The organism is Nocardioides sp., assembly GCF_030019515.1.
Lineage (GTDB): Bacteria > Actinomycetota > Actinomycetes > Propionibacteriales > Nocardioidaceae > Nocardioides.
Map to the genome: position 1 here is coordinate 15,555 of NZ_JASEEQ010000001.1, position 13,476 is coordinate 29,030.

Genomic DNA, 13,476 nt, shown 5'->3' on the forward strand with positions numbered 1-13,476 from the left:
CGGGGCTCGTCCTCGCGGGTCGCTCCCACCGCTCTGAGGTGATTCCGGGCCAGGGCAAACAGGTTCGCAGAGGGGATCAGCAGTATGGCAACGCTGAGTTGGAACGGCCGGAACGTGGAGGTGGGTTCGATGCCCACCGTTCCGCTCCTTGACGTGCTTCGCGAGGAACTGGGCGACAAGAGTCCCAAGCCCGGATGTCATGAGGGCCGCTGTGGATCGTGCACCGTCCTGTTGGACGGCGAGCCCGTGCTGAGCTGCCTGGTCCCGCTGGGCCGCGCACTGGACGGCAAAGTGACCACACTGGTCGCTGCCTCCCAAGGGGCTCCGGAAGCCGAGGGGATCGCCGAGGTCCAGACGGCGTTCGCCCGCGCCGGTGCGGTCCAGTGCGGCGTTTGTTCGCCGGGGATGATCCTGGCGACACGGGCACTGCTCGACGAGCACCCCCACGCCACCAGCGAGCAGACCCTCGAGGCGCTCGTGAACAACCTGTGCCGATGCACGGGCTACCAGAAGATCTTGGAGGCCGTGGCCACGCTCGCCACCGACGGTTCGGAGGACAACGATGGGTGAGCCGTTCTACCGGTCCGACGCCCAGGCCAAGGTTCGCGGTCTGGCCGTCTACGGGGTTGACCTCGAGGCGCCGAGGATGCTGGTCGGCCGCGTCGTCAGGTCGGATGTGCCCTGTGGGCGCATCCGGCGGCTCGACGTGTCGCAGGCCGCGGCGATCCCGGGTGTCACGGTGATCACCGCCGACGACCTGCCGACGCCGCGCTACGGCATGGTCATCAAGGACCAACCGCCGCTGGCCAGCGATGTCGTGCGGTTCTCCGGAGAGCCGTTGGCGGCGGTCGCGGCGCCAGACGCGGAAACTCTCGCGCGCGCGGTCGCGGCGGTGCGTATCGAGATCGACCGTGAGCCGGGCGTCTTCGACCTTGTCGAAGCGCTCGAACCGGGGGCGCAGCCGGTGCATCCAGGTCTGGCCGACTACGAGCTGAGCTTCGAGACTGAGCGGGAGGGCAACATCTGCGGCCGGACCCTCGTCACGTCCGGCGACGTGGAGGGCGCGTTCGCCGAGGCCCACCTGGTGGTCGAGGGCGAGTACTCCACTCCCCGGGTGCATCAGGGCTACATCGAACCGCGGGCCTGCCTGGCGGTCGAGGATGACGGGGGAGGGTTCAGTGTCACGACCAGCACCCAGAACCCGTTCGGCGTGCGCGGGACCCTGTGTGCCGTGCTCGACCTGCCCGAGTCCCGGGTGCGGGTCTCCACGTCGACTGTCGGTGGCGGATTCGGTGGCAAGCTGGACGTGACCCTCGAGCACTTCGCCTGCCTCCTGGCGCGCAAGTCCGGCAGGCCCGTCAAGATGGTGTGCTCTCGTGCCGAGGAGCTGGCCACGGCCAACCCCCGGGAGAACTCCGTCGTCCGGATCCGGAGCGCGATCGACGAGAGCGGCATCATCATCGGCCGCGAGGTGGAATGCCTCCTCGACGCCGGCGCCTACGCGCACGACACGCCCTTCATCGGGGCCGTCGCGTCGCTCCAGGCGACCGGCCCCTACCGGATCGAGAACGTCCGCTCGACCGCGCTGTCGGTCTACACCAACACCCAGCCCACCGGCGCCTACCGCGGGCCGTCGGGGCCGCAGATGGTGCTGGCCGTCGAGGCGCACATGGAGGAAGTCGCCCGCAGGCTGGGGGAGTCGTCGATCGACCTGCGAAGGCGACACTTCTTCCGCCACGGCGACGTCGCCTTCAACGGGCAGGTCATCGAGCGGCCCAGCGCCGAGGAGTGCATGGACAAGGTGCTGGCGGCGATCGACTACGACGCGCCGCGGCCGGAAGGCCGGGCGGTGGGACTGGCCTGTGCCTGGTGGACGACCACCGCGGGCGCGGCCGCCGCCACCACGAGGCTCGAGGGCGACGGCACCGTCGCTGTCATCACCGGCGCCACCGAGATCGGGTCCGGCGCGCTCGCCGCGGGAGTGGTCAGCCTGACCGCGCGCGCGCTCGGGGTAGACGAGGAGCACGTGCGATTCGTCTCCACCGCCGACACCGCCACGGGCGCCTACGACTTCGGCGCCCAGGGGAGCCGCACGACCTTCAATGTGGGCAACGCCGTGCTGGGGGCCTGCGACGACATGCGCGGCCAGATCTTCGAGGAGGCGGCGCACCTGTTGGAGGCGGCGCCGGAAGACCTCGAGCTGGACAACGGTTCGGTCCGGGTGCGAGGCGTCGAGGGCGCGGCCGTGACCCTCCGGGAGGTCTCGGGATCCGCAACGGCGAGAAGTGGGCAGATCCACGCATCGTCGCGCTACGTGGCGCCCCCCACGCCGTACGACCTCTCCTGTGTGGGGGCGCAGCACTTCTACCCGACGTTCAACTCGCCGAGCTTCCACTGCCACGCCGTCGAGGTCGAGGTCGACCGGGAAACGGGCCGGGTGGTCGTGCACCGGTACGTCGTCGCCCAGGACGTCGGCAAGGCGCTCGTGCCGCCGGCGATCGAAGGACAGATCCAGGGCGGCGTGCTGCAGGGCATCGGCATGGCCTTGTTCGAGGAGGAGCTGTTGCGCGACGGCGTGATCAGCAACACCGGCCTCGACACCTACAAGCTGCCCACGGTCATGGAGGCCCCCGTGGTGGAGTGCCTGCTGGTGGAGACGCCGTCGGCCGACGGCCCCGAGGGCGCACGCGGAGTCGGCGAGCCGCCGATCATCGTCCCAGCCGCCGCACTGCACAACGCAGTGACCGCCGCAACCGGGAGCCCCTTGGGGCGCCTGCCGATGACGCCCGAGCGTGTCCTGAGGCACCTCGCCGCGCATGGCTCCGCCCAGGAGGCATCCCGATGAGCGTGACCGCCATGCCCCATCTCCCGCTGGTGGAGGAGATCGACGAGGCGACGGTCTCGGACCTGGCCCTCGGCGCCACGCTGCTCGGCACGGGCGGGGGTGGTGATCCCCGCGTCGGTGCGCTGATGGCGCAGGCTGCCATCCGGGAGTTCGGCCCGGTCCGGGTCGTCGACCCGCAGGCTGTCGGCGACGACGGCGTGGTGGTTCCGGTGGCGATGATCGGCGCCCCGACGGTGATTCTCGAACGGATCCCCGGGGGACACGAGCTGGACCTTGCCATGCAGGGCTTCGAGCGCCTGCAGGGCCGGCCGGTCATCGCCACCATGCCCATCGAGGCAGGGGGGATCAACTCGACGATCCCGCTGGTGCTCGCGGCCCGCCGGGGCCTGCCGCTGGTCGACGCCGACGGGATGGGGCGCGCGTTCCCCGAGGTCCAGATGGTCACCCTCGGCGCCGGCGGGGCCAAGGCCTGGCCTCTGGTCCTCGCCGACGAGTCCGCGAACGTCGTCTCCATCTCCGGCGCCCGGGACAACGCCTCCGCAGAGCGGCTCGCGCGGGCCGCGGTGGTGGCGATGGGAGGATCCGCGGTCGTCGCCCACTACGCGGTGGACGCCCAGTTGCTCCGCGAGTGGGCGGTGCCGCACAGCGTGTCACTGGCGGTCGCGATCGGCCGGGCGCTCCGTGAGGCCCGTGCCCACGGGGACGACCCGATCGCGGCCATTGCGCCGGTGTGCGGTGCCCGGAGGCTCTTCAGCGGCCAGGTCGTGGATGTCCAGCGGTCCACGGTGGCCGGTTTCGTGCGCGGCCGGTTGACCCTCAAGGGGCTCGACGTCGATGCCGGCGGTCGCGCGGAGGTCGACTTCCAGAACGAGAACCTCATTGTGCGGTCCGAGGAAGGAGTCCTCGCGGCGGTGCCCGATCTGATCAGCCTCGTCGAGGCGGAGAGCGGCCAGCCACTCACGACCGAGGGCATGCGGTTCGGCCTGCGGGTGCACGTCATCGGCATCCCTGCCTCCCCCCTGTGGTGGCGCCCCGAGGCGTTGCCTCTCGTCGACCCGCGCGCGTTCGGCTACGACATCGACCCCATCCGGATGGAGGACCCACGATGAGCGCCCGTATCGGGATCGACGTCGGTGGTACGAACACCGACGCGGTGCTGCTCGCCGAGGACCGGACCATCCTTGCCTCGGTCAAGCGGCCGACCACGCCTGACATCGAGTCTGGTGTGCGAGCCGCCCTCGAGGCGGTGCTCGAGGGACAGGATCCGGGTGCCGTCAAGCTGGCGATGCTGGGCACCACGCAGTGCACGAACGCCATCGTGGAACGACGGGGTCTGCGCCGCGTCGGCGTGCTGCGTCTCGGCGCGCCCGCGACCACCGCCATCCCTCCGCTCGCTGATTGGCCTGCCGACCTGCGGGACGTCGTGCTCGCCGAAGCCCGCATCGTGGGGGGCGGGCACCACTTCGACGGCCGGGAGATCGCGCCGCTCGACGTCGCCGCCGTGCGGCAGGCCGCCTCGGACTGGCAGGGCGAGGTCGATGCGGTCGCGATCACCGGGGTCTTCTCGCCGGCGAGCTTCATGCACGAGGAGATGGCCCGCGACCTGGTACGCGATAAACTGAACGTTCCGGTCTCGATCAGCTGCGAAATCGGTTCCCTCGGCCTGCTCGAGCGGGAAAACGCCACCGTCATGAACGCAGCCCTCACCGGGGTGGCAGAACGCGCGACCGGTGGGTTCATCCAGGCCCTGCGAGCGGTCGGCGTCAGCGCGACTCCGTACCTGAGCCAGAATGACGGCACGCTGATGACCCTGGGTCACGCAGCGGAGTACCCCGTGCTGACGGTCGCGTCGGGCCCGACCAACAGCCTGCGCGGCGGCGCACTGCTCTCGGGACGCATGGACGCCGTCGTCATCGACGTCGGTGGGACGACGGCCGACCTCGGCGCTCTTCGCGATGGTTTCCCCCGAGAGTCCGGCATCGCGGTCGAGATCGGTGGCGTGCTCACCAACTTCCGGATGCCCGACCTCGTGTCGGTCGCCCTGGGCGGGGGCACGATCGTGCGTCGTACGAGTGCCGGAGTGGAGATCGGGCCCGATAGCGTCGGGCACGACATCACCCGTCGGGCACTGTGCTTCGGTGGCGACACGCTGACGCTCACGGACGTGGCCGTGCTCGGTGGGCTGGGTCTCGGTGACCCGGGCGCCGTCCGGCACGCGCTCAACGCCGCCGATGCCCGCGAGGTCAACGCCGTCGCGCTGCGGGTCCTCGACGCGGCCCTGGACCGCATGCGGACCAGCGCCGAGCCGGTCACCGTGGTTGCTGTCGGCGGAGGATCCTTCCTGGTACCGGACGACCTCGCGGGTGCGGTCGAGGTGCTGCGGCCGTCGCACCACGAGGTCGCGAACGCCGTCGGGGCCGCTGTTGCCGAGGTGAGCGGCGAGATCGACCGCATCTACCACCTCGATGGCAAGCCGAGAAGCACCCTCATCGAGGAGGCCCGACAGGAAGCCCGGCAGCGGGCCGTCGACGCCGGCGCCGACGCCGACGAGGTGCGAGACCTCGAGCTCGAGGAGATCCAGCTCGCGTACCTGCCCGGCGACGCCGTGCGGATCCGGGCGAGGGCGGCCGGCCCTCTGTCGGGCCACGAACTCCTCCCCGGCGGCATCGAGAGGGCGTCGGCTCATGGCTGACGTGCGCCCGGATGTCGTTGCCATCGGCGAGATGATGGGTCTGCTGGATCCCGACGCTGACGGGCCCCTGGAGGACGTCCCCGGCTACCGGTTGCGCATTGCGGGTGCGGAAGGCAACGTCCTCATCAATCTGGCCCATCTCGGCCACCGGACCGCCTTCGTCTCCGCGGTGGGCGTGGACCCGTTCGGTCGTCTCGTGACCCGGACGCTGAGCGAGCAGGGCGTCAACACCGATCACGTTGTCGTCGACCCGGCGGCGCCGACCGGCGTCTTCTTCAAGGAGCGCCTCGGCGACGGGCAGCGACGTGTCTACTACTACCGCGGCCGGTCGGCGGCCGCTCGGCTGACACCGGCGGACGTCGACCTGGAGCGTCTCGGGCTCCCCAGGGTGCTGGCGGTCTCGGGTGTCACGCTGGGACTCGGCGACGGAGGGGGCTTGTCGGACGTGGCGCGTACGGCGATGTCGTGGGCGGCCGCCTCCCGGGACTGCGTGGTGGTCTTCGACCCCAATCTCAGGCCGTCTCTGTGGGACGGTCCGCGAGCCGCCGCAGAGTTCGGCGACATACTGCCGCTCATCGACGTGTTGCTAGCGGGTCGGGACGAGCTCGCCACGCTGATGCCTGACCTCGAGACCGACGATGCCGCTCAGCACCTGTCTTGCTCCGGAGTCGATGCGGTGGTGCTGAAGGACGGTGCCCGTGGTGCCGTCGTCCACCAAGCCGGAGAGGTCACCACCATCAGCCCGTTCCTGATTGAGCGGGTCGTTGACTCGGTGGGAGCGGGCGACGCCTTTGCTGCCGGAGTCATCAGTGGGCTCCTGCACGGGTGGTCGGTCCAGGACGGCGCCCGACTCGGCGCTGTGCTCGGGGCGAGAGCCGTGACCGTGTCGGGTGACTGGGAGGGCATCGGCGCCGGCGAGGACGCCCGGCACCTCCTCGAGGAGTACAGGTCGGTGAACGTCCAGTGAGGTGGCAGTGATGGCAGGAACCCGAGAAGTGGCTGAGTCGATGTACCGGGCATTCCTGGCCGGTGACAAGGACGGCATGCTCGCCCTCATGTCCGAGGACGTGGAGGTTCGGTTCCTCGGGCAGGTCCAGCTGCGTGGCAAGGAGGAGGCGTCCCGCTTCTTCGACTTCGCTGGTGGACTGCTCCGTGACGTCGACTTCACGCTGGAGGAGATCGTGGTGCACGGAGACACCGCCGCTGGCATCTGGCACGAGACCGCGACCACCACGGGCGGACGCCTCTGGGAGAACCACGGTGTGGACGTCATCCACGTCCGGAGAGGCCAGGTGGTCGCTCTGCACGAGAACAATGACGTGCGGAAGGTCCATGAGCACTTCCCGCCCTACGAGCCCGGCTTTGACAACAGCGGTCGATGACCGCGATCGCGACAGGAGATCACGTGTTGGTTGCGCATTCGGTGGGACTGGTTCTGGGCAGCGAGATCGCTCCGGAGCAACTGCGGCCCATGGTCGTGGCAGCGGAGCAGGCAGGATTCGGGGAGATCTGGCTCTCCGAGGACTGCTTCTTCAGTGGTGGCGTCTCGGGTGCGGCCATCGCCCTCGGCGCGACGGAGCGCATTCCCGTCGGCCTCGGCGTGGTCTCCGCAGTCACCAGACACCCCGCCCTGCTCGCGATGGAGATCGCGACCCTCGACCGCGCGTTCCCGGGCCGGCTCATGCCCGCCATCGGGCTGGGTGTGCCGGCATGGCTGTCCCAGATGGGCCTCAAGCCGGCCTCGGCGCTCGGCGCGGTGCGTGACTGCGTCACGATGCTCGACGAGCTGTTGTCGGGGGAGCAGGCGACCTCGACCACGACCTTCCAGGCGGAGAACATCCGCCTGGTCCACCCGCCCGAGCGCAGGATCCCGCTGCAGACCGGCGTGGCTGGCCCCAAGATGCTCCAGCTGTCCGGCGAGATCGCGCAAGGCACGCTGCTCTCGGTCCTGGCTGGGACGGACTACGTGCGTTGGGCGCGCGAGCAGATCGACGCAGGTGGGGCGCGCGCCGCATCCGCTCCCGAACCCCACCGGGTCACGGCGTTCGCACTCTGCGCCGTGGACGAGGATCGAGCGGTCGCGAAGGCCAACGCCCGCAAGGCCGTCGCTTTCTACCTCGCAGCGGGTGGTCCGAACGCGATCACCGAGGCCTACGGCATCAGCGAGGAGCTTCGGACGCTGATCGCCGACGGCGGCTTCGAGAGGGTCTTGCAGGAGATGCCCGACTCCTGGGTCGAGGACCTCGCCGTGGCCGGTGACCCGGACGAGTGCGTCAGCAAGATCCGGGCGCTGTTCGACGCCGGTGCTGACCGCGTCGCGCTGTTCCCCACCCCGGCGGAGAACGCTGCTGCCACGGTGAATGCCCTGGCCGCCCACGTGCTCCCGCACTTCATCAACGCCGAAGACAGGACTGAGGAGCCCCGGCATGCCCCTTCCCGCTGAACGCATTCGCCTCATGAAGCGGTCCGGCATCCGCGAGATCATGGATCTCGCCTCCGGTCGTGACGACGTCCTCCATCTCGAGGTCGGTCAGCCCGATTTCGCCACCCCCCACCACATCGTGGAAGCGGGCTGCCGTGCGGCGCGCTCCGGATTCACCACCTACACCGCCAACAAGGGACTCGTGGAGGTACGCGAGAGCATCGTCGCGAAGCTCGATCGGGTGAACGGCATCGCTGCGGAACCCGAGGACGTCGTCATCACCGCGGGGGCGGTCAACGCGCTCGTGGAGTGCCTGGCGACGCTCGTCTCGCCCGGGGACGCGATCTTGATTCCAGACCCGGGCTGGCCGAACTACCAGATGATGGCCGACGTCTTGTCGGCGCGCACCGTGCACTACCCGCTGGTGCCCGAGCAGCAGTTCGTTCCCGACCTGGTCCGTCTCGAGGAGCTGGCGAGGACGTCGGGGGCCAAGGTGCTCCTGGTCAACAGCCCCGGCAATCCCACGGGTGCGGTCTTCCCCCGGTGGGTTGTCGAACGCCTCGTGGAGATCACGGAGCGGCACGGCATGTACCTCGTGTCTGACGAGTGCTACGAGCAGATCGTCTTCGACGACGAGCACGTCAGCCCCGCATCGATCCAGGGCGCGCAGCACGTGCTCAGCGTGTTCAGTCTCTCCAAGAGCTATGCCATGACGGGCTGGCGCATGGGTTACGTCACCGGTCCGCGCGAGACGATCGATCTCGTCGCCAAGGTGCAGGAGCCGATGATCAGCTGCGCGACGGCGATCGCGCAGAAGGCCGGGCAGGCGGCGCTCGACGGGGACCAGGCATGCGTCACCGAGATGGTCGGGGCCTACCAGGCGCGCCGCGACCTGGTCGTGGACATCCTCCGTCAGGGCAAGCTGCTCATCTCCGTGCCTCGCGGCGCGTTCTACATCATGGCCGACGTCTCCGCGGTCGGGAGCGACTCCTACGCCTTCGCACGTCGCCTGATCCAGGACAGAGCAGTCGCCGTCGCACCGGGGGAGACCTTTGGCCCGTCCGGCGCGGGCAAGGTCAGACTGTCCCTGGCCACGGCGACACCCGAGCTGTGCGAGGGCGCCCAACGGCTCGTGGACGCGGTCGCGCAGTGGCGGGCCTCATGAGCGCCGAGGAGCACGTGCGTGCCGGTCGGCTCGTCGCGATCATCCGAGTCCCGCGGCTCACGCCGGACGACGCCATTGCGCTGACTGAGGTTCTGGTTGACAGCGGAGTGCGCGCACTGGAGTTCACGCTGACCAGCCGTGGGGCCCTCGCGGCAGTCGCGGCTGCAGTCGCGACGGCGAAGGACCGGGCGACCGTCGGTGCCGGAACGGTGCTTGCTGAGGATGACGTCCGCGCCGCAGCGGATGCCGGCGCTCAGTTCGTTGTCTCACCGAATGTCTCACCGCCGGTGATCAGACGGGCCGAGGAGCTCGGGTTGTTGGCACTGCCGGGCGCCTACACGCCGACAGAGATCCTGACGGCAGTCGACAGCGGCGCGCGCCTGGTGAAACTCTTTCCCGCCCAACCCGCGGGTGTCACCTACCTTCGTGCCCTGCTGGGGCCGTTGCCCGACGTTGGGTTCGTCCCTACCGGCGGCGTCGGCCTCGCAGATGTCCCGGGCTTCCTCGAGGCTGGGGCGGTCGCGGTGGCGTTGGGGTCGTCGCTGGTGAAGTCGACCGGCGATCTCGACGGTCTGCGACTGCGTGCCCGAGGGGCCGTGCAAGCGGCATGTCGGTCCGGGGATGCCCACTAGGAGCCAACGCGCGCAGCCCGGCCCCGCGGCCGGTCTTAGCAAGCACTCACGACATCGGAGGAGCAGCAGTGGATCTCGAGCTTGACGGCAAGCGCGCCCTGGTAACGGGAGCGAGCAAGGGCATCGGACTGTCGCTGACGCGAGCGCTCGCGGAGCACGGCGTGCACGTCGTGGCCGCGAGCCGGTCCCGGACCAGGGAGCTCGCTGACCTCGTGGATGGGCTCGGCGTCGTCCACCAAGAGGTCGACCTCGGCTCCGAGGGGGGTGCGGCCCGGGCCGTGCAGCGCGTCGTGGACGAGTTCGGAGGGATCGACATCCTCATCAACAACGTCGGGTCGAGTGCGCCCGGAGCCGGGTTCCTGAGCCTCTCGGACGACGACTGGAATGCTGCCTGGGAGATCAACTTCCTCAGTGCGGTTCGAGCCTGTCGTTCCGCGGTCCCACTCATGGTGGATGCCGGCGGCGGGTCCATCGTCAACATCACCTCGCTGAACTCCCGGCAGCCTCATCCCATGGTCGTCGACTACGGGGTCACCAAGGCGGCACTCACCAACTTCACCAAGGCACTCTCGGAGGAGTTCGCGCCGCGTGGTGTCCGAGTCAACGCCATCGCGCCGGGCTTCGTGCGCACCCCGATGTGGACCGCGCCCGGAGGGTTCGGCGACCGTGTCGCCGAACTGACCGGCTCGCGGGACGCCTCCGACGCGATCGAGAAGGCCGCACCGGAAATGCTCGGAATCACGGTCGGTCGGTTCGCCGAGCCCGAGGAGCTGTGCGGGCTCGCCCTTCTCCTGGCCTCCGACCGCGGCGCCATGATGACCGGCTCGGAGTACCTCGTCGATGGAGGAGCGTCCAAGACGCTCTAGAGAACCACGGACAGGCCCTTGACACGGCCGAACACCAGCATGATGCTTTCACAACGCCGTTGCCAATTGCGCAACGAGGGATCGGAGGACCGCATGAAGAAGAAAGCAAGGAGAGTCCGGGGACTCGGACTCATGTCCCTGGTGTTGACCGGCGCCCTGGTGGCCGGCTGTTCCGCCACGGACCCGAATTCGTCGCCCGGCACGGGCGACGGACAGGCCGACCCGGACGCGGTGGTGAACGTCGCGCTCGGATCGGACATCGACCTTCTCGACCCGCACATGTTCCGGACCGATGCGGCCTACGTGGTCACCGCGAACGTCTACGCCCCGCTGCTGCGCCAGCAGTTCGAGGAGGTTGACGGCGCGCTCCAGGGCACCGACGAGTACGAAGGTGGCCTCGCCGAGACCTGGGAGATCAGCGAGGACGGACGGGAGGCGGTGTTCAACCTCCGCACCGACGCCGAGTTCGCGGACGGCACTCCTGTGACTTCCGCGGACGTCAAGTACACCTTCGAGCGCGCGATGCTCGGCCCCGGCTACATCACGGCGCTCCTGCCGTTCGTGGGGATCGACAAGCCGGAGCAGATTGAGACTCCGGACGACCACACCGTGGTCCTGCGTCCCTCGTTCAAGAGCCCCCTGTTCGAGCGGTTCATGACTTTCCAGGTCTTCGGCGCGATCAACTCCGCCGAGGCCGAAAAGCACGCCACCGAGGACGACCCGTGGGCCACCGAGTGGATGAAGGACAACGTCACCCCCTCCGACGCCTACCAGGTCGCCGAGGTGGCTCGCGGTCGCGAGACCGTGCTCGAGCCCAACCCGAACTACTGGGGGGCCGACGAGGTGAAGAACGGCGGCGTGCGGCTGCGCGTCGTGCCTGACCCGGACCAGCGGGTCCTGCTCCTGCGCAGTGGCGACGTCGACCTCGTGGACAGCATCCCGCCGCGGCTAGTCCCGCAGCTGGAGGAGGACCCCGCGCTCAACGTGTTCCGGTTGCCCTCAAGCCGTATTACCTACCTCGGCATGAACAACAAGATCGCGCCGTTCGACGACGAGCGCGTCCGCCAGGCGATCTCCTACGCCATCCCCTACCAGGACATCATCGACAAGGTGCAGTACGGCTACGCGTCGTTGGCCAAGGGCCCGGTGCCGCCGGCGATGAGCTCCTCGGCCGGCGAGGAGCTGTGGCCCTACGAGACCAACGTCGAGAAGGCCAAGGAGCTCCTCGCGGAGGCCGGCGCGACGAACCTCAGCACCGAGTTCGTCGTCCGCCAGGCCATCCCTCAGGATGCCGAAGCGGCGGTCTTCATCCAGGACGCCCTGCGCGAGATCGGCATCGACGTGACGATCGAGCGCGTTCCCGACGCGGTCTACTTCCAGAGGCTCAACGAGCACTCCCTGCCGATGTTCCTGCACGACTGGTTCTCGTGGGGTGAGGATCCCTTCTTCCAGATGAGCTTCCTGCTGAAGAGCGGTGCGTTCACCAACTACGCCGACTACAGCAACCCCGAGTTCGACGCGCTCCTCGAGGAGGGCACCTTCGAACTCGACCCCGAGAAGCGTGCGGAGATCTCACGGCAGGCGCAGGAGATTGCGATCGAGGAGGCCCCGTGGGCGTTCCTCTACTCGGCCGACTACATCGTGGCCGCGCGGCAGGGCGTCACCGGCGTGACCAGGCCGTTCGACCAGACCTTGCGCTTCGAACACCTCAGCAAGTCCGAGTGACCGCCGCTCCGGGCTGCCCGTCGAATTCGGCGCGCAGCCCGGAGCCCTCGGTCACCCGTTAGACGGCAACACTGGAGGAAGCCATGACTCGATACCTGACTCGCCGGGCGGCAACGACGGCGCTGACGTTGTTCGGCATCGTCGTTGTGGTCTTCTTCGTCGTGCGGATCCTTCCCGGGGACGCAGCCGTGCTCAGGGCCGGACCGTACGCCGACGCGGCGCGCCTGGCCGAGGTTCGCGAGCAGTACGGCCTCAATGACTCACTGCTCGAGCAGTTCTGGACGTACCTGTCCGGCGTGATCCAGGGCGACCTCGGCACGTCGACCGTCTCAAACGGATCGGTGACTGCGGAACTCCTTCAGCGGCTCCCTGCTTCGCTCGAGCTGGGTCTCTACGCCGTCTTCCTGGCGTGCCTGATCGGCATCCCGATGGGGATCGTCGCTGCGTCGCGCCAAGGCGGGTGGATCGACCGGTTCACGCGCGCCGGGGTGATCATGGGCTCCTCCATGGCGCTGTTCTGGCTGGGGCTGCTGCTGATCTACTTCTTCTACTCGCGGCTGGGCTGGTTCCCGGCCCCCATCGACCGGCTGCCGGTCGCTGCGGAGCCGCCGCCGCACCTCACTGGGCTGTTCACCGTCGACGCTCTGCTGACCGGGCAGCCCGACCTGGCGTGGACCGCGGCCCGTTCCCTTATGCTGCCGGTCCTGACTCTCACCGTCGTCCTGGTGGCGCCGGTGATGAAGATGGTGCGCCAGTCGATGATCGAGACGTTGCGCTCGGACTACGTGAGGACCGCCCGGGCCATGGGCATAAAGGAGCGCGACGTCCTGGTCCGCGACGGCTTCCGCAACGCGATGCTGCCGGTGATCACCGCGATCGGGATCGTCTTCGGCTACATGCTCGGAGGCAACATCATCGTTGAGACGTTGTTCGCCTGGCCGGGGATCGGGCGCTATGCCTACCAGTCGATCCAGAACAACGACCTCGAGGCACTGCAGGGGTTCGTGATCCTCGTCGGGGTCCTCTATGTGCTGCTGAACGTACTGATCGACGTGCTGTACGGGCTCGTCGACCCACGGATACGTATTGGAGCGAGAGCCAAGTCATGAGTTCTCCAGTTGTCGCCGCG

Annotated in this window: 12 protein-coding genes; all 12 read left to right on the forward strand. The window is 69.0% G+C overall.

The features are described 5' to 3' along the window. Nucleotides 1-84 precede the first annotated feature (84 nt). The 12 genes from QMC84_RS00080 to QMC84_RS00135 all read left to right on the forward strand — a co-directional run bounded on the left by QMC84_RS00080 (nt 85) and on the right by QMC84_RS00135 (nt 13,456). Entirely contained in the window at nt 85-570 is a 486-nt protein-coding gene (locus tag QMC84_RS00080) for a 2Fe-2S iron-sulfur cluster-binding protein (RefSeq protein WP_300370184.1), read from the forward strand. Further along, nucleotides 563-2,845, forward strand: a complete 2,283-nt coding sequence (locus QMC84_RS00085) for a xanthine dehydrogenase family protein molybdopterin-binding subunit (protein ID WP_300370187.1) — start codon at nt 563-565, stop codon at nt 2,843-2,845. The genes QMC84_RS00080 and QMC84_RS00085 overlap by 8 nt, the downstream gene beginning before the upstream one ends. After that, the gene (locus QMC84_RS00090) at nt 2,842-3,954 is read left to right on the forward strand and encodes a DUF917 domain-containing protein (protein ID WP_300370190.1); all 1,113 of its coding nucleotides are present in this window, start codon (nt 2,842-2,844) and stop codon (nt 3,952-3,954) included. The genes QMC84_RS00085 and QMC84_RS00090 overlap by 4 nt, the downstream gene beginning before the upstream one ends. Continuing rightward, nucleotides 3,951-5,537, forward strand: coding sequence for a hydantoinase/oxoprolinase family protein (locus QMC84_RS00095; RefSeq protein ID WP_300370193.1), 1,587 nt, complete (start codon nt 3,951-3,953; stop codon nt 5,535-5,537). The genes QMC84_RS00090 and QMC84_RS00095 overlap by 4 nt, the downstream gene beginning before the upstream one ends. Next, a complete protein-coding gene (locus QMC84_RS00100; protein ID WP_300370196.1) occupies nt 5,530-6,504 on the forward strand; it encodes a sugar kinase in 975 nt (324 codons plus the stop codon). The genes QMC84_RS00095 and QMC84_RS00100 overlap by 8 nt, the downstream gene beginning before the upstream one ends. A 40-nt stretch (nt 6,505-6,544) precedes the next feature. Then, nucleotides 6,545-6,919: a nuclear transport factor 2 family protein gene (locus QMC84_RS00105; RefSeq protein WP_366145728.1), complete on the forward strand. Its 375-nt coding sequence runs from the start codon at nt 6,545-6,547 to the stop codon at nt 6,917-6,919. Further along, nucleotides 6,916-7,980, forward strand: coding sequence for an LLM class flavin-dependent oxidoreductase (locus tag QMC84_RS00110; protein WP_300370202.1), 1,065 nt, complete (start codon nt 6,916-6,918; stop codon nt 7,978-7,980). Before QMC84_RS00105 ends, QMC84_RS00110 begins: the two co-directional genes overlap by 4 nt. Then, on the forward strand, nt 7,964-9,124 hold the full coding sequence (locus tag QMC84_RS00115) for an aminotransferase class I/II-fold pyridoxal phosphate-dependent enzyme (RefSeq protein WP_300370205.1): 1,161 nt from the start codon (nt 7,964-7,966) through the stop codon (nt 9,122-9,124). The genes QMC84_RS00110 and QMC84_RS00115 overlap by 17 nt, the downstream gene beginning before the upstream one ends. Beyond that, nucleotides 9,121-9,756 carry a bifunctional 4-hydroxy-2-oxoglutarate aldolase/2-dehydro-3-deoxy-phosphogluconate aldolase gene (locus QMC84_RS00120; RefSeq protein ID WP_300370208.1) on the forward strand — a complete coding sequence of 212 codons (636 nt, stop codon included), beginning with the start codon at nt 9,121-9,123 and terminating at the stop codon, nt 9,754-9,756. Before QMC84_RS00115 ends, QMC84_RS00120 begins: the two co-directional genes overlap by 4 nt. 68 nt (nt 9,757-9,824) lie before the next feature. Further along, on the forward strand, nt 9,825-10,622 hold the full coding sequence (locus tag QMC84_RS00125) for an SDR family oxidoreductase (protein ID WP_300370211.1): 798 nt from the start codon (nt 9,825-9,827) through the stop codon (nt 10,620-10,622). A 132-nt stretch (nt 10,623-10,754) separates the two neighbouring features. Continuing rightward, nucleotides 10,755-12,347 (forward strand): ABC transporter substrate-binding protein, encoded by a 1,593-nt coding sequence (locus tag QMC84_RS00130; protein WP_300370213.1) that lies wholly within the window; start codon nt 10,755-10,757, stop codon nt 12,345-12,347. 83 nt (nt 12,348-12,430) lie between these two features. Then, entirely contained in the window at nt 12,431-13,456 is a 1,026-nt protein-coding gene (locus QMC84_RS00135; RefSeq protein WP_300370216.1) for an ABC transporter permease, read from the forward strand. Nucleotides 13,457-13,476: the final 20 nt, after the last annotated feature.